Genomic DNA, 20428 nt, shown 5'->3' with positions numbered 1-20428 from the left:
GGCGGGGTCGTGGGTGCGACCCCGCCCCTGTCATGACCCCTCAGGGGACGGTCAGTCCTCGTCGGGCTCTTCCGGCGCGCCGCCCGAGGCCGTGTCGGCCTCCTCGTCGGCGCCGGGCGTGCCCTGCGTGTTCTGATGATCGGCGTCGTGCAGGTCGTTGCTCACGGGATCGCTCATGTCGTCCTCCTTCGGTGTGAGTGGACCTGCACCGTACGTCCGCTCCGACGCGTCCGCGCAGGGGGTTGACTCCCTCGTTCCCCATGCCCGTTCTCCTGCACCGATCGGTGCAGAATGCCGCTTCCGGGGCTCCTTTGCCGGCGTTTCGCACCGATCAGTGCGTTACGTCACGCATTCCAGCCGCGCACCGCGTGGATCACCGCGGTCTTCGGGTACTCGCCGCCCGGCTCCCCGAGCTCGAACAGATCGATCATGAGGAACATCGGATGCCGCGGCGTCCGGGCCGCGCGGAACACCACGACGCCGTCGCAGCCGATGACCGTCTCGCCGTCTCCCCAGATCGCGGTCCAGGTGTGCGGGGTGCGGGCGTCGTGATCGAGCGCGACCTCGACCATGTCGGTCACGAGCCGGTCGTCGCCGTGCGCCTTGATGCCGCAGCGCGCCGTCCACTTCGTCGCGCCCGGCCGCGCGTCGATCTCGAAGATGCAGACCTCTCCGCGGTCGTGCTCCGACTCGTGCTCGGTGCCCACGAGCCAGGCCGCGAGCATGCATCCGGGATCGTCGCTCGCGCTCACCGTGATGTCGACGCGCCCGCGGCGGGGCGCCCACGACAGCCGCGTCGGAACGGCGGTGCGCACGGTGAGCCCGTCGGGGCGGTGCCGGTGCGTGCCGCGGGTCGATCCGACGGGTCCGCTGAACGATCCGGTCTGCACGTTCGACACCCGCATCGGGGCGTCCTCCGGCCGCCAGTCGGGTTGGTCGGCGTCGATCCGCAGCACCAGCCCCTCCGGCCCGGTCTCGTATCGCGCCTCGGCGCGCTCCGGCGTGGTCCAGTGCGCGAGGTAACTCGTCACCCACAGGTCGGGGTCGGGGCCGTCGGCGAAGTCGTCGGCAATGTCGGGCTCGCGGTCGGGCGGGGGAGGGAGCAGCTCGGGCACCCCCTCATCCTCCCCGGCTGGACCGAAATTCGCTGACGCGCGATCCATGAAATCGGATGCTCGTGCTCACCGGTTCGCCCGGGCGTCGTCGATCCCGCGGGCGAACCGGTCGAGCGCGGCGGCGACCTCGGCGGGGTGGGTGAGAGCCGCATAGTGCCCGCCGGGCACCTCGACGGGGTCGCGCCCCACGCGTTCGCGCACGACCCGGCGCATGAACGGCGCGGGGAAGAAGTTGTCGTCGGCGCACACGATCCCGATCGTCGGGATCGCCGGCAGACGATCGCCGGGCCACGGCTTCGACAGCCACGCGCCCTGCTGGTCCCGTTCGCGTCGACGCGCTTCGTCGGCCAGTTCCCGCGGCACACCGTTGTAGAACGAGACCTCGGGGTCGTCGTCGATGCTCTCGCGGTCGTGGCCGGTGTTCGTCCACCAGTCCATGAACGTCTCGCCCGGCTGCGGGATCATCGCCGAGAAGAACACGAGTCCGTCCGCCTCGAGCGCCTCCGCCGCGAGGGGCGCCGTGAAGCCGCCGAGCGAATGGCCGACGACGATCACGTGATCGCGGGTGCCCACGGCCTCGACGACCGTGCGCACGTAGTCGGAGAGCTCGGCATCCGATCGTTCGGTCGGGAGGTCGACCGCCACCGCCTCGTGCCCGGCGCGCTCGAGGTGCGGCGCGACCAGGTGCCAGTCCCAGCCCGTCGATCCGCCGCCGTGGATGAGCGCGAAGGTCGCCATGGGGTCACGGTAGTCCGGCGCACGGCATCCGCACCAGGCCTTCCGGTTCGCCCGCCCCGGCGCGGGCGAACCCCCGTAGCCTGGACGCATGTCGACCCCCGCATCGCGCACCGCCCTCGACGTCGCCGACTGGCGACGCCGTGTCTTCGCCCTCTACGCCGCCGTGCGCGAGGCCGATTCGCCCGAAGACGCCCACGAGCTGTGGCGCATCGAACGAGACGACCTCATGCTGCACCATCCCGCCACGGCGTTGCTGCCCGAGGACCGCGTGATGTTCGAGGGGCTGCCGATCGCCTCGTACGACGCGCAGTGGCGGTTCGAGCTGCCGATCCTCGAGGCCGAGCCCGGCGGATTCGACTTCGCGACCGGCACCGACGGCGTCGTGCCCTTCGAGCGCATCGGTCGGGTCGAGGTGCCGGATGCCGGTTCGCTCGACGTGTGGCGGTTGACGACGTACGGCGGCGGGCTCTTCATCCCGGTGCGCGATGCGCTCGCCGGCAAGCCTGGCGGCACCTACGGCGGCGGACGCTACCTCGTCGACACGATCAAGGGCGCCGACCTCGGATCGGATGCCGCGGGCGGAACGCTCGTGCTCGACTTCAACTTCGCGTACAACCCGTCGTGCGCCTACGACCCGGCGTGGGCCTGCCCACTCGCCCAGCCCGGCAACGTGCTCCCCGTCGCGGTGCCGGTGGGGGAGATGTACGCGGGCTGAGCTCTCCTCGCAGACCTCATCTCGTGGAGACCGACTCGTCGGCCGTGTCGACCGGAGCAGCGGCATCCGCCCGGTGCAGCGTCTCGGGCAGCACGGAGATGCCGATCAGTCCGATGACGCTCAGGCCGACGAGGTAGCCGGCGACCAGCCAGGGGGCACCCTCGGAGAGGCCGACGAGCGCGGTGGCGACCAGCGGGGCGGTGCCGCCGACGAGGGCGGCCGGGATCTCGCGCGAGATCGCGATGCCGCTCCAGCGCATGCGGGTAGGGAAGAGCTCCGCCAGCATCGCCGCGGACACGCCGATCGTCGCCCCCTGCACGATCGCCAGACCGAGGATCAGGCCGAGGGCGACCAGTACCGAGTTCTCCGTCTGGAAGAGCATGAACATCGGGAACGCGAAGGCGATCGCGAAGATCGCCGCGCCGATCAGCACGGGCTTGCGGCCGATACGGTCGGCGAGACGCCCGAACCCGAGGGTGGCGGGGATGGTGAGCAACTCCGCGACGATGAGGCCGATGAGAGCGTGCGTGGGGTTTACCGAGAGCGTGCCGGTCGTGTACGAGATCGAGAACGTCTGCACGACGTAGACCCAGGGCAGGGCGAACACGAACAGCGCCATGCCGGCGAGCAGGGTGCGCCAGTGCGAGCGCACCGCCGTGACCAGCGGCGCACGCGTCACCTCGCCATCGCGCTCGGCGGCCTCGAACGCCGCGGTCTCCTTGACGCGCAGGCGGAAGTACAGTGCGAACGCCACGATCACGATGCTCGCGATGAACGGGATGCGCCATCCCCACGCCTGGAACTGCTCGACCGGCAGCAGGCTGATGAGGGCGAAGGTAGCGGTGGCGAGTGCCATGCCCACGTAGACGGATGCTCCGGGGAAACCCGCGATGAAGGCGCGGTTGCGCGTGTCGGACGACTCGCTCGCCATCGTCATCGCGCCGGCGAACTCCGCACCCGCGCCGGCGCCCTGGAAGAGGCGCAGGACGATCAGCAGGATGGGCGCCCAGATGCCGATGGTCTCGGCGGTCGGCAGCAGGCCGATGAGGGTCGTGGCGATGCCCATCATGAGGAGCGTGGCCAGGAGGGTGCCCTTGCGGCCGATCCGGTCTCCGAAGTGCGCGAACACGAGGCCGCCGATCGGGCGGGCGCCGAAGCCGACGGCGAACGTCGCGAATGCGCCCAGCAGCCCGGCGAAGTCGCCACCGCCCGGGAAGAACAGCGGCGCGAAGACCAGAGCCGATGCGAGCCCGTAGAGGGTGAAGTCGTACCACTCGATGATGGTTCCGACCGAGCTTCCGATGACGGCCCGTCGGCGTTGTGCGCCGGGGTGGAACCATCGGAGCATGGATGCCGCAGTCGTGGTCGAGGTCCCCGCGGGGCATGACGAGGCGCTGCTGCGGAAGCTCGTAGAGGCTGCGGCAGGCGGGGATCAGGAGGCCATCGCCCAGGTGTACGACCTCACCTGCGTTCCGGTTCTGCGTCTCATCCGCGACGTCGTCGACGACCCGACGGTCAGCGATGAAGCCCTTCAGGCGACATACCTCCAGATATGGCGTCGCGCGCAGGAGGGCGCTTCGACGCGGGGGTCCGTGATCGGGTGGATCTCGGAGATCGCTTACGCCGAGTCGGTGGGCCGGCGCGCTCCGGGGGCCTGGCGCCCGTTGCCGGATGAGCAGCGCCGATGCCTCGCGCTCGCACACTACTTCGGTCTCTCCCAGGTCGAGATCGCATCGGTGACCGGCACGACCCTCGCGATCGTTCGCGCGCTGACGCGCGCCGCGCTCACGAACATTCGGGGCGAGTCCGGGCCCGAGCGCATCGCCGACCTCGCCAGCTGACGGTCTGCCGGACGGACCGACCGACCGGCCGACGAGGGACTCGTTACCGCGCCGTCTCGCTCACCCGGGGCCGCGTGAGACGCGGCACCAGCACCGGCGTGCTGTCGCGATAGGCGACGTAGTCGGCGCGATCGCCCCACTTCTTCTCGGCGCTCGCCTCGAGCAGCGGGATGCCGCTCACCCGCGTGAGCAGCAGGATCACGAACAGCGGCGAGAGCACGGCGACCCACTGCCACCCGGTGAGCACGGGCGCCGCGGTGATGAAGACTCCCACCCAGATCACGATCTCGCCGAAGTAGTTGGGGTGGCGCGACCGCGACCACAGGCCGGTGCGGATGAACTCGTCCCGATTGCTCGGGTCCTTCCGGAACGCCGACTTCTGGGCGTCGGCGACGATCTCGACCACCATGCCGAGAGCCCACACGACGACCCCGACGATGCTCAGCCATCCGAGGGGCGGCCGGGCCGCGGCATCCGTGCTGATCGCGATCCACGCGGCCGCCGCCGTCAACGACACCCATGCGCCCTGGATCACCCATACCTGCAGGAAGCGCAGTGGCGAGCCCTTGATCTCGTCGAATCGGCCGTCCGATCCCGCCTTGTGCACGCGCATGGCGAGGAACGAGCCGAGGCGCGCGGCCCACAGCATCACCATGCCCGCGAGGATCCAGCTGCGCGCGTCGGGCATCGGCGTCAGCAGCACGAGAACCACGGAGATCACGAAGAAGGTGGCGCTGCCGGTGAGGTCGAAGAAGCGCTCGGTGCGCAGGAGGAATGCGGGGATGAAAGCGAGGATCTGGATGACGAACGCCGCCGCGACCGCGACCGCGAACAGCGGGATGCCGCCGACGGATGCGCCGTTCTGACTGCCGGCGAGTGCGACGAGCGCGCCGATGACGAGGGCGGCGACGATCGCGATCAGCGAGGTGCGCGAGGAGCGGGTGTTCGTGGGCGTCGGCGACGACATGGCGTTCTTTCCGTTTCTCAGGGGGGTCAGAGGTAGAGGTCGTTGACGGTGACGGCGGCGCGATCGAGCACGACGTTCCGCTTGAGCTTCATGGTGGGGGTGACGAGTTCGCGGTCGTCGAGGTCGGCGAGCACGACGCTGAAGCGGCGCACCTGCTCGCTGTGCGCCACGAGTGCGTTGGCGGCGTCGACGGCGCGCTGCAGGTGGGCGCGCAGGGCCGGATCGGCGACCGTGCGGATGTCGTCGATCGGACCCGAGGGGAGCGCGATGCCTTCGGCGGAGGCCCAGGCCCGCGTCTGCTCGGGATCGAGGAGCAGCAGCGCCGACAGGTAGGGCTTTCCCTCGCCGACCATCACCGCGTGCGAGACCAGCGGATCGGCTTCGACCGTGCTCTCCCAGCGGGTCGGCACGACGGTCTTGCCGTTCGAGGTGACGATCACGTCTTTGAGCCGGCCCTCCAGGAACAACCGGCCCTGGTCGTCGAGTCGCCCGAGGTCGCCGGTGCGGAAGAAGCCGTCGATGAAGGCATCCTCGTTGTGTGCCGGATTCCGGTAGCCGTCGAAGACGCCGACCCCGCGGGCGAGGACTTCGCCCTCGTCGCTGATGCGCACGGTGAGTCCGGGGAGCGGCGTGCCGACGCTGCCCGAGGCGATGAGACCCGGCAGGTTGCCGGTGAGCGGCGCCGTCGTCTCGGTCAGCCCGTACCCCTCGATGACGGGCACGCCGAGGCCGCGGAAGAAGAGCGAGAGCTCGGGGTCGAGCGCGGCTCCGCCCGAGAGGATGTAGCCGACGCGCCCGCCCATCACGGTGCGGAGGCGGCGGTAGAAGAGGGCGTCGAAGAAGCGGTGGCGCAGGCGGAGCCCGCGGCGGTTCGGGATTCTCCGACGCGCGTCGATCCGCTCGGCGCGGCGGCCCCAGGCGACGGCCGTCTCGTGAGCCTTCGCCCAGACACGACTCAGGCCCTTGTCCGCAGCCTTCGTGGCCGCGGCCGCCTGGATCTTCTCCAGCACGCGCGGCACGACGACCAGGAACGTCGGGCGCAGCGTGTCGAGGGTCGACACCACCGTGGACGGGTCGGAGAGGTGCGCGATGCGCATGCCGCTGGCCAGGCAGATCAGCTGGAGTCCGCGGGCCAGCACGTGGGCGAGCGGCAGGAAGATGACGGTGTTGCCGTTCTCGTTCACGATCTCGCGGTACGCGGCGGCGATGTTGAGCACCTGGCCGAGGAAGTTCCGATGCGTGAGCACGACGCCCTTGGGCTCGCCCGTGGTTCCCGAGGTGTAGACGATGGTCGCGGGGTCGTCCTGCGTGGCGTGCGTTCGGCGTGCCTCGACTGCGTCGTCGGCGATGTCGGAGCCCCGCGCGACGAGGTCGTTGAGGGTTCCGGATGCCGCGGCTCCGGGGTTGTCGTCAGCATCCATCGTCCACGCGCCGAGCGTCGGAGCGTCGGCGTGCGCGAGAGCCGCCTGAAGGAGCTCGGCGTGCGCCGTGGTGCCGCCGATCGCCAGGCGCACGCCGGCGTCGGCGACGATCGCGTTCACCTGCGAGGGCGACGACGTCTCGTAGATCGGCACGACGACGGCGCCGGCGAACCAGGCGGCGAGATCGGCGACGGCCCACTCGTAGCGCGTCGGCGCCATGATCGCGATCGGATCACCGGTGCGGATGCCGCGGGCGATGAACCCCTTCGCGAGGGCCCGCACCTCGTTCGCGAACTCCCGGGTGGTGACCGGCTGCCAGCCGCCGTCGCGGTCGACCTCGAACGCGACGTGATCGGGGGCATCCGCTTCGCGCCGGACCAGTAGGTCGGTGACGTTGCGGTAGCCGTCGAGGGCGGCGAGGGGTGGGGTCGACGACTCGATCATCGGGGCTCCTCTCGGTCTGCGGGCGCGCCAGAGCCGCCCATTGGGTGCTGTTCGGAGCCGGTGGGGATTCGGATGGGATGAGAAAACCCCCGGGTGTGTCCCGGGGGTTCGAGTGGAGGGGCTGACGGGAATCGAACCCGCGCTGTCTGCTTGGGAAGCAGAAGTTCTACCATTGAACTACAGCCCCGAACCCCGCATCCTTGCGGAACGGGGTGACGCCAGCCTACCTGCCGCCCGGCCCGCGACCAAAGCGCTCACGCGGCTCGTCGGATCCGCGCCATGATGTCGGTATGGGCAGTGTCATCGGGGAGCTTCTTCCGTTCGCGCTCGGCATCGCGATCAGTCCGCTGCCGATCATCGTCGTCATCCTCACCCTGCTGAGCCCGAAGGCGCGCACGAGCAGCCTCGGGTTCCTGATCGGGTGGATCGTCGGCATCCTGGTGGTGATCGGGGTGCTCACGGCGCTGTCGACCTTCCTGCCCGACCGCGACGACTCCGAACCCGGTGTTCCGGCGGGCCTCGCCAAGCTGGTGGTCGGCGTGCTGCTCGTGGTGCTCGCGGTCGGCCAGTGGCGCAAGCGCCCGAAGCCCGGCGAAGAGCCGAAGTTGCCGGGATGGATGCAGAAGGTCGACGCCTTCGACTGCGCCGCGGCGCTGCGGTTCGGCCTCTTCCTCTCGGCCGTGAACCCCAAGACCTACATCTTCAGCCTCAGCGTCGCCATCGACCTCGGCGTCTCCGACCTCGAGGGCACCGAGCTGCTCGTGCCGATCGTGGTGTTCGCGGTGATCGCGGCATCCACCGTGCTCGTCCCCGTCGTCGCCTACGCGATCGCCGCCGACCGCCTGCGTGCGCCGCTCGCGGCGCTGCACGTCTGGCTCAGCCGAGAGAACAACACCATCATGTGCGTGCTGTTCCTGGTGCTCGGCTTCTCGGCGGTCGGCAGCGGCATCGGCATCCTCTGGCCGTAGCGGATGCTGGACGTCGTCGTTTCATGACGAGAGGCGCACCCCCCCGGCTGACGCCGGAGGTGCACCTCTCGGGGTGGCCTCGACGCACCCGGGGGAGCGCGTCATAAGTCCAGACGGTCGAGATTCCCGTTTCGGTCGTCGAATACGGGCATACTTCGTGAGCACGAACCATGCGGCAACTAGGCTGAACCCGTGCTTCTCAGCGATCGCGACATCAGGGCAGAACTCGCTTCCGGCAAGATCGGGCTCTCGCCGCACGACCCGGCGATGGTGCAGCCGTCGAGCGTCGACGTGCGGCTCGACCGGTACTTCCGGCTGTTCGACAACCACAAGTACCCCTTCATCGATCCCTCGGTCGATCAGCCCGAGCTCACCCGGCTGATCGAGGTCGACCCCGACGAGCCGTTCATCCTGCACCCGGGCGAGTTCGCGCTCGGAGCGACGTTCGAGCAGGTCAGCCTGGACGACGACGTCGCCGCCCGCCTCGAGGGCAAGTCGTCGCTCGGACGCCTCGGCCTCATCACCCACTCCACCGCCGGGTTCATCGACCCGGGCTTCACCGGACACGTCACGCTCGAACTCGCCAACGTCGCGACGCTGCCGATCAAGCTGTGGCCGGGCATGAAGATCGGGCAGCTCTGCTTCTTCCGCCTGACCTCGCCCGCCGAGAACCCCTACGGCTCCGGCCCCTACGGCAATCGGTACCAGGGACAGCGGGGGCCGACGGCATCCCGTTCCTTCCAGAATTTCCATCGCACAGACGTCGGCGTCACAGACGTCGGAGCCCTCGGAGGCTGACATGACCAGCGACAGCACCACCCCGCCCGACCCCGACAAGCGCGAGAACGGCGAGGCGGATGCCGTCGTCCCGCCGCCTCCCGTCTTCGACGATGCCGCGGCCGCCGCTGTCGTGCCGCCGCCCCCGGTCTTCGACGACAATCGGGCCGACCTCGTCGTGCCCCCGCCGCCTGCGTTCGACGGTCCGCTGACCGGTTCGGTTCCACCGTTGTCGGCGTCCACCGACGACATCGTGCCGCCGCCTCCCGCTTTCGAGGGAACGACCGGTGACGCTGTGGTCCCTCCGCCGCCGGCGTTCGACGGAGATGCCGCGGGTGCTCCGGCATCCGCATCGCTGCGTCGTCGTACCCCGCCCGCGTCGGTGCCCGCCGTCGTTCCCGAGGCCGCGTCGACCGCGCCCGAGCCCGACCCGGCATTCGTGGCACCCGAGGTTCCGGCATCCGGCGGTTACCGGGCCTGGACCGTCGCGATCTTCAGCATTCTCGTGCTGCTGCTCGCCGGCGCGATCGCCCTCGTCATCTACCTCGCGACGAGCACGACCCTGAACATCCCGGGCTTCGACGATGCCTCGTCCGCCCACGGATCGAGCACCCTCGTGGCCGCGGCGCCGGTGTCCGGCTCCGACGCTCTGCCGATCTGAGCGGTGTGAACGGGGAGCGTGGCACTAACTTAGGACGAATGCCGAGAACCGGCGCCGTCTCGGCCGATTCGACGGGTGTGAGCGCCGTTTTTCCTGAGTTGGGTACAGGGGCACGACGCGAAGAGGGGCGGATGCCGAAGCATCCGCCCCTCTGATGGGGTGACTCGGGTCAGGCGTCGCGCCCGCGGCTGAAGCCGGCGTCGAAGCCGCGCTCATAGGCGTGCTGCGCCAGGCGCGCGGCGCGGTGCGGACCGCGCCCGCGGTGGTCACCGTGGGCGTGGGATCCGTGGCCGTGCTCGCCGAGGGAGCCGTGGCCGCAGTCCGCGTCGCGGCCGGAGCCGTGTCGGGGGTCGAAGCCGTGACGGGGGCCGAAGTCGCGCTCGCGGTCGGCATCCGGTCCGAAGCCGTGCTCCGGTCCGAAGCCGTGCTCCGGTCCGAAACCGCGACCGGGGCCGAAGCCGCGACCCGGACCGAAGCCGGGGCCGAAACCGTGACGGCGGCCGAAGCCGTGCCGCGGGCCGGCGTGCTTTCCGAAGCGTCCGTGGGGGCCGAAGCTGTGGCGGCGCGACCGGGGGAGAGGAGTCTCCTCGTCCCACCCGAAGGCGCGGGCGATCTTCTCGAGCGAGGCGAGGGTGGTGGCGAGCTCGTCTTCGGAGACGGCTCCCGTGACCTTCGCGCGGATGCCGTCGACGATCGCGCCGAGGCGGTCCTTCGCTGCGCGTCCGTCGTCGGTGAGCGTCCAGCCGTCGCCGTCGGCGATGACCCAGCCGCGCTCGATGAGGGGGTGCAGCTTGTGATCGTTCAGGGGGCGTCGCGCCGGCATCGTGCCGTCGACGACGTTGAGGAGGCGCCAGTCTCGGCGACCGACCTCATCGCCCTCGCGGTCGAAGGCGGCGGCGAACTCGGCCGCCATGAGGCGGTCGACGGCCTTCAGCCAGTAGCCGAAGGGGCGGGCGGTGTTCTCGGGGTTCTGTTCAGAGGTGTTCATGGGTTGCGTCCTTTTGCATGTCAGGGTGCACGTGTATGTCACTGTGCATGTACATGTAGTGTGACATGCGATGTGAATGCATGTCAAGTAGCATGTAAAATCGATGTGTGAGCACCGAAGAGATCGACCCCGCCGAAGCGATCGCCCAGGCCCTGTCCCGTCTGCGCGGACGTCGACCTGGCGACCGCGGCGACCGCGCTGACCGCGGGCCCCACGATCACGGTCACGGCGGTCCGCACGGCTGGCACGGCGGACCGCGCGGGGGAGAGCGCGGGGGACCCTTCGGCCACGGGCACCCCGGCATGCCCCCGTGGATGGGTGATCCCTCCGGCCGCCTCGGCGGCCCCGCGCGCATGCGGATGCTCGAAGCCCTCGCCGCGGCATCCGCACCGCTCAGCGTGAGCGAGCTCGGCGCGGCGATCGGCGTCGACCAGCCGCGCGCCTCGCGGCTCGTGCAGCAGGGTGTCGACCACGGATTCCTGCGGCGCGAAGCCGATCCCGATGACGCCCGTCGCACGCGCATCGCACTCACCGACGAGGGACGCAGCCTCGCCCGCGGCGTGCGGGGCGAGCGGCGTCAGATGCTCAGTGGCGCGCTCGCCGCGTTCACCGACGAGGAGCGTACCGAGCTGGCCCGTCTTCTCAACAAGCTCGCCGACAACTGGCAGCGCTAGACCGCGGGGCTCCGATCAGCGCGGCGCCTTGACCGGGAGCAGCAGCAGGAAGCCGAGGATCAGCACGATCATGATGCCCAGGATGCCGAAGGCGGTCTGCGCCGTCAGCACGATGAGCAGCGTCCAGGCCCCCGAGGCCATCCAGCTCGCCGCGCGGCCGGTCGTCGCGTAGAGGCCGAAGATCTCGCCCTCGCGTCCGGCCGGGGTGACCCGGGCGAGGAACGAACGCGCGGCGGCCTGCGCCGGTCCGACGAACGCGCAGAGGATGAGTCCGCCGATCCAGAACACCATCGCCCCGCCGTCGCGCAGCAGGAAGACCGCGAGTCCGGCGACGATCATCGAGCCGATCGACACGAGGATGATGCGCTTCGGGCCGACGCGGTCGTCGAGGCGCCCGGCGAGGATCGTCGAGACCCCGGCGATGAGGTTCGCGGCGATGCCGAAGATGATGATGTCGTCGGTCTCGAAGCGGAAGACCGCGGTGCCAATGATCGCCCCGAACGCGAACACTCCGCCGAGGCCGTCGCGGAAGACGGCGCTCGAGAGCAGATACCAGAACGTCGGGCGCGTCTCGGGGTCGCGGTAGAGACCGGCGACGTCCTTCACGAGCAGCACGTAGGAGCGGAAGAATCCGACCCTGCGCTCGGGGCGGCCGAGCGAGGGCTCGGGCACATTGAGGAAGATCGGGATGCTGAACACGATCGCCCACGCCGCGCAGCCGACCGCGATCAGGCGGTAGACGAGACCGTTGTCGGTCGGCATCCCGAACCAGTCGACCGCGTTCAACGCCACCACGATCGCGAGGGCGATGATGCCGCCGAGATAGCCGAAGCCCCAGCCGAGACCCGAGATGCGTCCGACGTTCTTCGGGTTCGCGATGCCGATGAGCATCGCGTTGGAGTTGACCGCCGCGATCTCCTGGAACACCGTCGCCGCCGAGATCAGCGCGACGCCCAGCCAGAACAGGCTCGGCGTCGGCTCGACGAACCACAGCCCCAGCATGCACAGGATCAGGGCACCGGTGCCGATGCCCAACCAGAGCTTCTGTCGCCCCGCGGCGTCCGCTCGCTGGCCCAGCACGGGAGCGAGCAGCAGGATGCCGAACGCCGCGATCGTCGATCCCAGGCCGAGGCCCGAGGTCAGGTCGGCCTCGGCCGCCAGCCGCACCGGGTCGTTCTCGTCGAGCGCCGCGATGTCGGCGGGCAGGAACCCCTCGCCCACGAGATAGAGGGCGGTGAAGACGAAGGTCAGGATGACGGTGTTGAAGGGCTGCGTCGCCCAATCCCACAGCGCCCATGAGAAGACCTGCTTCTTAGGGGCCGGTGTCTCGCCGCGCAACTCGAGGCCGATGACGGCGACGGCGCCGCTGTTCGCCGTGGCGACCGGCTCGGGGGCGCCGGGCTGGGATTCGGGTGCGCTCATGAGTCGAAGTCTGGCCGCACCCGGTGAACGGGCGGTGACGGCGCGCCGTGCCGCAGGCCCCGGACGATCGGTCGGATGCCGTGGACGCGCGGTCGGGCGCGCTGCATCCGTGTGCACCAGGCTGAAGGCATGACGATCACCTCCCCCGTGCCCACCACCGCATCCGCCCCGGCCGGACGGATGCGCTACGGCGGGCTCATCGTCGTCATGCTCATGAGCTTCCTGCTCGTGACGGCGGAGTTCCTGCCCAACGGCGTGCTCACCGAGATGGCCACCGCGCTCGGCGTGACGCCCGGGCAGGCCGGTCAGACCGTGACGGTCACCGCGCTCGTCGGATTCATCGTCGCGCCGACCATCGGGCTCATCTTCCCGCGCCTCGACCGCCGGTCGCTGCTGGTGTGGATGGCGCTCGCCGCCGCCGTCTCGAACCTCATCGTGGCGATCGCCCCCAACCTGATCATCGTGCTGCTCGCCCGGTTCCTGCTGGGGGCGGCGATCAGCGCCTTCTGGTCGATGTCGATCACCGTCGCGGCGCGCATCGCGGGCCCCGAGCGCCTCGGCCGCGCCGTGATGTTCACTGCCGCCGGCACCTCGCTCGCGACCGTCGCGGGTGTGCCGCTCGGCGTGATGCTCGCCGAGATCGTCGACTGGCGCACGGTGTTCGCGATCGCGGGCGTCGCCACCGGACTCCTCGCGATCGCCCTGCGCGCACTGCTGCCCTCGGTGCCCGCGGCGCAGGCGTCGAGCATCCGTCTGCTGGTCGATACGGTCCGTCAGCCCGGTATCGGACTCGGTCTGATCGGTCACGTCTTCGTCGTTCTCGGGCACTTCCTCGCCTACACGTACGTGCGGCTCGCGCTCGAGCGCATTCCCGATGCGGATGCCACGACCATCGTCGTGCTGCTCGCGCTGTTCGGCGCCGGAGGTCTGATCGGCAATCTCGTCATCGGTTTCGTGATCGACAAGACCTTCGCGTTCTTCGCCGTGCTCGCGCCCCTGGTGATCGCCGTGTCGGTCGCCTCGATGTTGCTGCTCTCGGGCTCGGTCGTCGGCATCGCGGTCGTCGTGTTCGTGTGGGGCTTCTTCTTCGCCTCGTGGCTGATCGTGGTGAACACGTGGGTCGGGCATCGGATGCCGTCGCGACTGGAGGCCGGCGGAAGCCTGGTGGTCGTCGGATTCCAGGGAGCCATCATGCTCGCGGCCGGACTCGGCGGATTCCTCGTCGATGGAGCCGGGGTCGAGGTCGCCTACGTGCTGGGGGCGTCACTCCTGGTCATCGGCGCCGTGCTCTTCGGGCTCTCGAACCGCGTGCGCGGCTGAGCCCCGGACGAAAACCCAGACCGGTCGAGTCTCCCTCGGCGTGTCCGAGGGGGACACGCCGAGCCTCGGCCGTGACGTCTCCGTTTTCGCGCGCGAGAGGCTACGCCGAGACCGGCGTGCGGTGGGCCAGGCGCCAGGACGACGGCGTCATGCCGGTGCGTCGGCGGAAGGCGCGGCTGAACCCCTCGTCGGAGGCGTAGCCGAGCGCGCGCGAGATGTCGGACACGGACCGCCCGGCATCGAGCATCCGCTTGGCCTGATCGACGCGCACCTCGGTGACGTACTCGGCGGGGGAGCGTCCGATCGCGCTGCGGAACCGCTCCGCGAAGGCCGAGCGCGACATCGCGCCGACGCTCGCGAGGCGCTCGACGGTCCAGTCGCGGCCGGGCTCGTCGTGGATCGCGTCGATCACGCGGTCGAGGAACGGGTCGCTCGACGTCTGCAGCCATCCGGCGGGCGCGCAGCCGTTCTCGGCCCACGCACGGATCACCGACAGGAACACGGTGGTCGCCATGAGCTTGCAGATCACCGGGTCGGTGCGCCGGAGCGGGAACTGCGTCGGGTCGACGAGTCCCATGCCGGCGGCGAGCGTGGCGGCGGCGGGTTCGAGAGCGTCGAAGCCGGTGACGGTCACGAGATCGGGCAGCAGGGCGAGCAGCGGGGATGCCGCGTCGGCGAGTTCGATGTCGAGCACGATGAGAGTGGTGTCGCCGTCGGCCTCGAGAGCGAAGGGGGAGCCGCCCCGTGTGAGGAAGGCGTCGCCGGAGACCAGGAGATCGCGCGGTGCGCCGGCATCGACCGACACCTCCTGCGAGGAGCGATCGACGTCGAGGCGGCATCCGGCCTGGAGCGGCGGATGCCCCGCCACCCCGCCCTCGGCGACGTAGACGAGCGTCATGGCGTCGGGCATCATCGGCAGCAGCTCGCCCGAGGAGATGGGGACGCGGCGGGCGAAGCCCACGCGGAGGTCGACGGTCGCGAGCACGCGCGCCAGAGCATCCGCATCCACAGTCATGCTTTCGGAAACGCGGTCGTGCCCGGCCTTATTCCGCTCATAGGAGCCGCCGATACCCTGGAACAACCCCCACCCGAGGAGTCCCGTGTTTCGAACGCCCGACCGCCTGTACCGAGTTCTCGCGATCGCGGAGGCGATCACCTGGACCCTCCTGATCGGCGCGATCATCGCCCGCGCCCTCGGCGCCCCGGGCATCGTGGTGACGATCGGCGGAGGCATCCACGGGTTCGTGTTCCTCGCCTACGGGGCGACCGCGCTGCTCGTCGCCGTCAATCAGCGCTGGCACGTCGGGGTCGCGATCCTCGCGGTCGCGAGCGCCGTGGTGCCGTACGCGACGATTCCGATGGAGATCTGGCTGCACCGCACCCGGCGCCTCGCGGGAGTCTGGCGCCTCGAGGCCACCGACGACCCGCGCGACCGCCGCTGGTACGACCGCCTCATGCGCTGGTTCCTGCGCCGGCCGGTCGTGCTCGTGCTCCTGCTGGCCGTGGCGATCATCGCCCTCTACGTGATCCTGCTGATCGCGGGTCCTCCCGGCGGCAAGTGAGCGCGTCCGCAGCCCTCAGGGCGTGACGACGACCGAGTTGGTGTCGGCGATCTCGGCGAGCACCGCGGCGGGGTCGCCGGTCGTGCAGTCGACGATGACGTACAGCCCGACGCCGACCTCGCTGAACGCGCGAGCCGCCACGATCCAGGTGCGGCCGGTGTCCTGGCCGACGACCTGGCGGTTCTCGACCGCCTCGTTGCCGCCGACCTGGTAGCTGAACGCGCCCGTCGTCGCGTTCGGGGTGATGTCTTCGGGAGATCCTCCGAGGACGGCGGCGATGACGGCATCCGACGTGGCGCTGTCGTCGCCGGCGACCTGCATGTCGGCACCGATCGTGCCCTGCCAGAAGTGCGCCGTGCAGGATCCGTCGACCGTGGCGTAGCTCCAGTTGCCCTGCCCGTCGTCGGGCGAGGCCATCTCCCACCCCTCGTCGACGAGCAGTCCGTCGCCCCACTGGATGTAGGCGGTCGACGGGAGGGAGAGACCGTCGTCGAACGACAGCGTCGTCGGGATGCCGTCGGCGGTCGACGTCTCCTCCGGCGCGGGGGTGGTCGTGTCCTCCGCTGCGGGCGCGTCGGCGGGGATCTGGGCGTAGATGCAGCCGCTCAGCGGAAGGAGGGCCGCGGTCACGACGAGGGCGGCGGCGAGACGGGGGAGGGGCATCGAGGGCATACGGGGAGCCTAATCACTCGCGTTCACCTCGCACAGGGGCAGGACTGCCCATGCGGCGTCAGTGCGAGGTCGCGATCCCGAGCCCGTCGTGCACGATGACCGCCGCGACCCGCGCGCCCGCTCCCGCCGCCACGATCAACTGCTGGGGGCCGGGCGCCGCCGCATCGCCCGCCGCGTACAACCCCGCGACGTCGGTGCGCCCGGAGCGATCGGTGAGCAGGTGGCCCGCGGCGTCGCGCGCCGGGTCGATGCCGTCGAGGAAGGGCAGAGAGGCATCCCACTCCGGGCGGACGAACCCGCCCTCGATCGCGACGGAGGTGCCGTCGGCGAGCCGCACGGCCTCGAGCTGCCCGCGGTCGCCGACGAGCTCGACGATCGGATGCCGCTGCACCACCGCTCCGGCGGCGGCGAGTTCGGCCTCCTCCTGCGCGCTCACGACCGAGGCTCCGTTCGTGAACACCGTGAGGCTCTCGGTCCAGCGCGAGATCAGGCGGGCACGGTCGGCGAGGTCCGTCGTCTCGCCGATGAGGGCGAGTGTGCGCCCCTGCAGCTCCCATGCATCGCAGGCGGCGCAGCTGAACAGGCTCATGCCGTAGAAGCCGCGCAGATCCGGCACCGCGGGGAGCGTCTCGCGCAGGCCGGTCGCGATCAGCACCGCCGGGGCGGATGCCGTTCCCGCGGGCTCGCGGCGGCCGATCTCGGCGGTGAACCCGGCATCCGTCCGTCGCAGCGAGACCACCCGCACCCGCGAGCGGATCTCGACGTTCGGATATGCCGCGAGCTCCGCGCGGGCGAGCCGACGCAGCTCGTGCGGCGGGATGCCGTCGCGCGTCAGAAATCCGTGCGAGGCGAGTGTGGCGGCGTTGCGCGGCCGGTCGGCGTCGACGACGAGCACCCGGGCGAGGGAACGGCCGAGGTTGAGGGCGGCCGAGAGCCCGGCGGGGCCGCCGCCGATGATGATCACGTCGTACTCGGTGTGGTCCACAGCATCCTCCTGACCTGCGTTCGTCGCGCACGCGGTCTCGGATGGGATGCGGCTGCGCCGCCCGGGCGACGCCGCCGCGAGCCGCATCGGGTAAGGCTCGCCTTACTTCCATCCTGCCATGAGCGGCGCGGGCGCGGCGGTGTCCTAACTCAGGAAAACCGAGGGCGCGGAGGACATTGCCACGTGGAAACCGGGGGTGCGGGCGGCATCCGTCCTGAAACAGTGCCGACCCTGCCGTCCGCAACTCCTCAGAAACTCGTGATTCCGGGCCGTTGCGTGCCGCATTCGCGTCATCCGGGCCATATCGGAGGAGTTGTGAACAGGGCGACGACGGCGACCCGACGGCGTCACGGAGTGATGACGACCGAGCTCTTCGCGAGGAGTGCGCCGAACGCGTCGGTGATGTCGTCCTCGTCCGGGCAGCTCGCGAAGGCGATCACCGTGATCCCCGGGACGTCGAAGGAGCGGCCGGCAAAGACGCCGGACTCGCCGTCCTGCGCGAACGTGACCTGGCGCATCGCGACCGAGTTCCCGAGGTCGCCCTCGAGGGGGAACTTCCCGGTCGTCGGCGGAGCGGTCTGAAAGTCGATGACGAGGTTCATCACGCCGTTCGAGGCGTCGAGATCGTCATCCTCGGCGAAAGGCGTGCCGTAGTTCATGTCGTCGGTCACGGAGTATCCGGCGATGCAGTCGTCGGCGATCCGACGGTAACTCCGACCGCTTTCGCCCTGGCCCGTCTCCTGCTCCTCCCACTCGGTGTCGCCCTGAAGACCGTCGTTCCAGTCCACCTTCGTGTCTTCGTCGAGCGTCTGCCCGTCGACGAAGGTGAAGGTGGAGGGACCCGGTGCGCATCCGGCCAGGGCGAGCAGCGACAGGGCAGCGACGGATGCCGCGACGGTTCGAGTGGGCATGGCGGTGCGGTTCATTCCGCACATCGTAGGGGGATGCGTGCGGATGGCCGGAAAGTTATCCACAGCTGCCAAGGAACTTCGAGTGAAGCGGCGCCACCACGTCAGTGCCGCCAAGAGTTGGGGGCCTGTGACGGAGGGGTGGGGGGGCGGTGATGGGTGCGTGCCGGGGTGGCGTTCGTGCGCCAAGGCGAGGAGGGCGTCGATGTTGTCGGCTCGTCGAACTCGCGCGGGCGCAACCGTCAATCAAAGTTGAGCCAGTTCATATCAAGTTTGTTTGACAGTCATCTCGCGTCGATGTACAGTTGAGCCATCGCGACTCAGGTTTCCTGATCGCCGCAGATTTTCAGACCAACCATCGTCAGCAACACAAAGGAGAACAACATGGCACGTGCTGTGGGAATCGACCTCGGTACGACGAACTCCGTCGTCAGCGTCCTCGAGGGCGGCGAGCCGAAGGTCATCGCCAACGCCGAGGGCTTCCGCACCACCCCGTCGGTGGTCGCCTTCACCAAGGACGGCGAGGTGCTCGTCGGTGAGACCGCCAAGCGCCAGGCCGTCACGAACGTCGACCGCACCATCGCGTCGGTCAAGCGTCACATCGGAACCGACTGGACCTTCGACGTCGACGGCAAGAAGTGGACGCCGCAGGAGATCTCCGCGCGCATCCTCATGAAGCTCAAGCGCGACGCCGAGTCGTACCTGGGCGACACGGTGACCGACGCGGTCATCACCGTCCCCGCGTACTTCAACGACGCCGAGCGCCAGGCCACCAAGGAGGCCGGCGAGATCGCGGGCCTCAACGTCCTGCGCATCATCAACGAGCCCACCGCCGCGGCCCTCGCGTACGGTCTCGACAAGGGCAAGGAAGACGAGCTCATCCTGGTCTTCGACCTCGGTGGTGGAACGTTCGACGTCTCCCTGCTCGAAGTGGGCAAGGACGACGACTTCTCGACCATCCAGGTGCGCTCGACCGCCGGTGACAACCGTCTCGGTGGAGACGACTGGGACCAGCGCCTCGTCGACTACCTGATCTCGCAGTTCAAGTCCACGACCGGTGTCGACGTCTCGGGTGACAAGATCGCCCTGCAGCGCCTCAAGGAGGCCGCGGAGCAGGCGAAGAAGGAGCTGTCGTCCTCGACGAGCACCTCGATCAACCTCCCGTACCTCTCGCTCACCGACTCGGGCCCCGTCTCGCTCAGCGAGACCATCACCCGCGCGAAGTTCGAGGACCTCACGAAGGACCTGCTCGACCGCACCAAGAAGCCCTTCGAGGACGTCATCCGCGAAGCCGGCATCAAGGTCGCCGACATCGACCACATCGTGCTCGTCGGTGGATCGACGCGTATGCCCGCCGTCGCCGAGCTCGTCAAGCGCGAGACCGGCAAGGAAGCCAACAAGGGCGTCAACCCGGACGAGGTCGTCGCCGTCGGCGCCGCTCTGCAGGCCGGTGTGCTGAAGGGCGAGCGCAAGGACGTCCTCCTCATCGACGTCACCCCGCTGAGCCTCGGCATCGAGACCAAGGGCGGCATGATGACGAAGCTCATCGACCGCAACACCGCGATCCCGACCAAGCGCAGCGAGACCTTCACCACGGCCGACGACAACCAGCCGTCCGTCGCGATCCAGGTCTTCCAGGGCGAGCGCGAGTTCACCCGCGACAACAAGCCGCTCGGAACCTTCGAGCTCACCGGAATCGCCCCGGCCCCCCGCGGCATCCCGCAGGTCGAGGTGACCTTCGACATCGACGCCAACGGCATCGTGCACGTGTCCGCCAAGGACAAGGGCACGGGCAAGGAGCAGTCGATGACGATCACCGGCGGCTCGTCGCTGTCGAAGGACGACATCGAGCGCATGGTGCGCGAGGCCGAGGAGAACGCTGCCGAGGACAAGAAGCGCCGTGAGGCCGCCGAGGTCCGCAACCAGGCCGAGACCCTCGCGTACTCGATCGACAAGCTGATCAAGGACAACGAGGACAAGCTCCCCGCCGACGTCAAGGAGTCGGTCCAGGCCGATGTCGACGCCCTCAAGACGGCTCTCGCCGGCGAGGACGACGACGCCGTGAAGACCGCGTTCGACAAGCTCAACGAGTCGCAGACGAAGCTGGGCGAGGCGATCTACGCGCAGTCGCAGGCGGATGCCGCGGCCGGTGCCGCTCCCGAGGGCGACGCTCCCGAGGGTGATGCATCCTCCTCCGACGAGGATGTCATCGACGCCGAGGTCGTCGACGACGAGGACGAGAAGAAGTAA

The 20428-nt window shown here is 69.8% G+C and carries 21 protein-coding genes and 1 tRNA gene; 9 read left to right on the top strand and 13 right to left on the bottom strand.

Features of this window, described 5'->3' with window-relative positions; translation table 11 throughout:
- Nucleotides 1-51 precede the first annotated feature (51 nt).
- The 3 genes from ACZ5Y9_RS00200 to ACZ5Y9_RS00190 all read right to left on the bottom strand — a co-directional run bounded on the left by ACZ5Y9_RS00200 (nucleotide 52) and on the right by ACZ5Y9_RS00190 (nucleotide 1853).
- On the bottom strand, nucleotides 52-177 hold the full coding sequence (locus ACZ5Y9_RS00200) for a hypothetical protein (RefSeq protein WP_281731258.1): 126 nt from the start codon (nucleotides 175-177) through the stop codon (nucleotides 52-54).
- A 167-nt stretch (nucleotides 178-344) separates the two neighbouring features.
- Nucleotides 345-1115: a hypothetical protein gene (locus ACZ5Y9_RS00195; RefSeq protein ID WP_464471935.1), complete on the bottom strand. Its 771-nt coding sequence runs from the start codon at nucleotides 1113-1115 to the stop codon at nucleotides 345-347.
- 66 nt (nucleotides 1116-1181) lie between these two features.
- Entirely contained in the window at nucleotides 1182-1853 is a 672-nt protein-coding gene (locus ACZ5Y9_RS00190) for an alpha/beta fold hydrolase (protein ID WP_247624314.1), read from the bottom strand.
- Nucleotides 1854-1941: 88 nt separating this feature from the next.
- Between ACZ5Y9_RS00190 and ACZ5Y9_RS00185 the strand changes: the two genes are divergently transcribed.
- Complete coding sequence (locus ACZ5Y9_RS00185; protein ID WP_464471934.1) at nucleotides 1942-2568, top strand: DUF1684 domain-containing protein; 627 nt, start codon at nucleotides 1942-1944, stop codon at nucleotides 2566-2568.
- A gap of 16 nt (nucleotides 2569-2584) precedes the next feature.
- Here the strand turns inward: ACZ5Y9_RS00185 and ACZ5Y9_RS00180 are convergent, their stop codons facing one another.
- A complete protein-coding gene (locus ACZ5Y9_RS00180) occupies nucleotides 2585-3916 on the bottom strand; it encodes an MFS transporter (RefSeq protein ID WP_464471933.1) in 1332 nt (443 codons plus the stop codon).
- Here ACZ5Y9_RS00180 and ACZ5Y9_RS00175 point away from each other — a divergent pair.
- Nucleotides 3915-4409: a sigma factor-like helix-turn-helix DNA-binding protein gene (locus tag ACZ5Y9_RS00175; RefSeq protein WP_464471932.1), complete on the top strand. Its 495-nt coding sequence runs from the start codon at nucleotides 3915-3917 to the stop codon at nucleotides 4407-4409. The two genes, ACZ5Y9_RS00180 and ACZ5Y9_RS00175, sit on opposite strands and share 2 nt — an antisense overlap.
- Before the next feature lie 43 nt (nucleotides 4410-4452).
- Here the strand turns inward: ACZ5Y9_RS00175 and ACZ5Y9_RS00170 are convergent, their stop codons facing one another.
- The 3 genes from ACZ5Y9_RS00170 to ACZ5Y9_RS00160 form a co-directional block, all read right to left on the bottom strand.
- On the bottom strand, nucleotides 4453-5376 hold the full coding sequence (locus ACZ5Y9_RS00170; RefSeq protein ID WP_464471931.1) for a DUF1295 domain-containing protein: 924 nt from the start codon (nucleotides 5374-5376) through the stop codon (nucleotides 4453-4455).
- 26 nt (nucleotides 5377-5402) lie between these two features.
- A complete protein-coding gene (locus tag ACZ5Y9_RS00165; protein WP_464471930.1) occupies nucleotides 5403-7241 on the bottom strand; it encodes an AMP-dependent synthetase/ligase in 1839 nt (612 codons plus the stop codon).
- A 113-nt stretch (nucleotides 7242-7354) separates the two neighbouring features.
- Nucleotides 7355-7428 (bottom strand) — tRNA-Gly (locus tag ACZ5Y9_RS00160).
- A 103-nt stretch (nucleotides 7429-7531) separates the two neighbouring features.
- Here ACZ5Y9_RS00160 and ACZ5Y9_RS00155 point away from each other — a divergent pair.
- The 3 genes from ACZ5Y9_RS00155 to ACZ5Y9_RS00145 all read left to right on the top strand — a co-directional run bounded on the left by ACZ5Y9_RS00155 (nucleotide 7532) and on the right by ACZ5Y9_RS00145 (nucleotide 9647).
- On the top strand, nucleotides 7532-8209 hold the full coding sequence (locus ACZ5Y9_RS00155; RefSeq protein WP_464471929.1) for a GAP family protein: 678 nt from the start codon (nucleotides 7532-7534) through the stop codon (nucleotides 8207-8209).
- 192 nt (nucleotides 8210-8401) lie between these two features.
- Nucleotides 8402-9007, top strand: a complete 606-nt coding sequence (gene dcd / locus ACZ5Y9_RS00150) for a dCTP deaminase (protein WP_464471928.1) — start codon at nucleotides 8402-8404, stop codon at nucleotides 9005-9007.
- Between the two features lies 1 nt (nucleotide 9008).
- The gene (locus ACZ5Y9_RS00145) at nucleotides 9009-9647 is read left to right on the top strand and encodes a hypothetical protein (protein WP_464471927.1); all 639 of its coding nucleotides are present in this window, start codon (nucleotides 9009-9011) and stop codon (nucleotides 9645-9647) included.
- Between the two features lie 169 nt (nucleotides 9648-9816).
- Here the strand turns inward: ACZ5Y9_RS00145 and ACZ5Y9_RS00140 are convergent, their stop codons facing one another.
- Complete coding sequence (locus ACZ5Y9_RS00140; protein ID WP_464471926.1) at nucleotides 9817-10635, bottom strand: hypothetical protein; 819 nt, start codon at nucleotides 10633-10635, stop codon at nucleotides 9817-9819.
- Between the two features lie 107 nt (nucleotides 10636-10742).
- On the opposite strand from ACZ5Y9_RS00140, the gene ACZ5Y9_RS00135 reads away from it, so the two are divergent.
- Nucleotides 10743-11309 (top strand): MarR family winged helix-turn-helix transcriptional regulator, encoded by a 567-nt coding sequence (locus ACZ5Y9_RS00135; RefSeq protein ID WP_247624324.1) that lies wholly within the window; start codon nucleotides 10743-10745, stop codon nucleotides 11307-11309.
- 15 nt (nucleotides 11310-11324) lie between these two features.
- Here ACZ5Y9_RS00135 and ACZ5Y9_RS00130 read toward each other — a convergent pair whose 3' ends face one another.
- On the bottom strand, nucleotides 11325-12731 hold the full coding sequence (locus ACZ5Y9_RS00130; RefSeq protein ID WP_464471925.1) for an MFS transporter: 1407 nt from the start codon (nucleotides 12729-12731) through the stop codon (nucleotides 11325-11327).
- A gap of 129 nt (nucleotides 12732-12860) precedes the next feature.
- On the opposite strand from ACZ5Y9_RS00130, the gene ACZ5Y9_RS00125 reads away from it, so the two are divergent.
- Nucleotides 12861-14051, top strand: a complete 1191-nt coding sequence (locus ACZ5Y9_RS00125; RefSeq protein ID WP_464471924.1) for an MFS transporter — start codon at nucleotides 12861-12863, stop codon at nucleotides 14049-14051.
- Between the two features lie 100 nt (nucleotides 14052-14151).
- On the opposite strand, the gene ACZ5Y9_RS00120 is transcribed toward ACZ5Y9_RS00125, so the two are convergent.
- Entirely contained in the window at nucleotides 14152-15066 is a 915-nt protein-coding gene (locus ACZ5Y9_RS00120) for a helix-turn-helix domain-containing protein (protein ID WP_464471923.1), read from the bottom strand.
- Between the two features lie 85 nt (nucleotides 15067-15151).
- On the opposite strand from ACZ5Y9_RS00120, the gene ACZ5Y9_RS00115 reads away from it, so the two are divergent.
- Nucleotides 15152-15613 (top strand): DUF3817 domain-containing protein, encoded by a 462-nt coding sequence (locus ACZ5Y9_RS00115; RefSeq protein WP_464471922.1) that lies wholly within the window; start codon nucleotides 15152-15154, stop codon nucleotides 15611-15613.
- A 15-nt stretch (nucleotides 15614-15628) separates the two neighbouring features.
- Here the strand turns inward: ACZ5Y9_RS00115 and ACZ5Y9_RS00110 are convergent, their stop codons facing one another.
- The 3 genes from ACZ5Y9_RS00110 to ACZ5Y9_RS00100 form a co-directional block, all read right to left on the bottom strand.
- Nucleotides 15629-16285 carry a hypothetical protein gene (locus ACZ5Y9_RS00110; RefSeq protein ID WP_464471921.1) on the bottom strand — a complete coding sequence of 219 codons (657 nt, stop codon included), beginning with the start codon at nucleotides 16283-16285 and terminating at the stop codon, nucleotides 15629-15631.
- A gap of 58 nt (nucleotides 16286-16343) precedes the next feature.
- A complete protein-coding gene (locus ACZ5Y9_RS00105) occupies nucleotides 16344-17270 on the bottom strand; it encodes an NAD(P)/FAD-dependent oxidoreductase (RefSeq protein WP_440747817.1) in 927 nt (308 codons plus the stop codon).
- Nucleotides 17271-17617: 347 nt separating this feature from the next.
- Nucleotides 17618-18196 carry a hypothetical protein gene (locus ACZ5Y9_RS00100; protein WP_464471920.1) on the bottom strand — a complete coding sequence of 193 codons (579 nt, stop codon included), beginning with the start codon at nucleotides 18194-18196 and terminating at the stop codon, nucleotides 17618-17620.
- Nucleotides 18197-18562: 366 nt separating this feature from the next.
- On the opposite strand from ACZ5Y9_RS00100, the gene dnaK reads away from it, so the two are divergent.
- On the top strand, nucleotides 18563-20428 hold the full coding sequence (dnaK, locus tag ACZ5Y9_RS00095) for a molecular chaperone DnaK (protein WP_464471919.1): 1866 nt from the start codon (nucleotides 18563-18565) through the stop codon (nucleotides 20426-20428).

The organism is Microbacterium sp. T3-8, from assembly GCF_055398145.1.
This window is presented reverse-complemented; position numbering and strand designations above follow the sequence as displayed.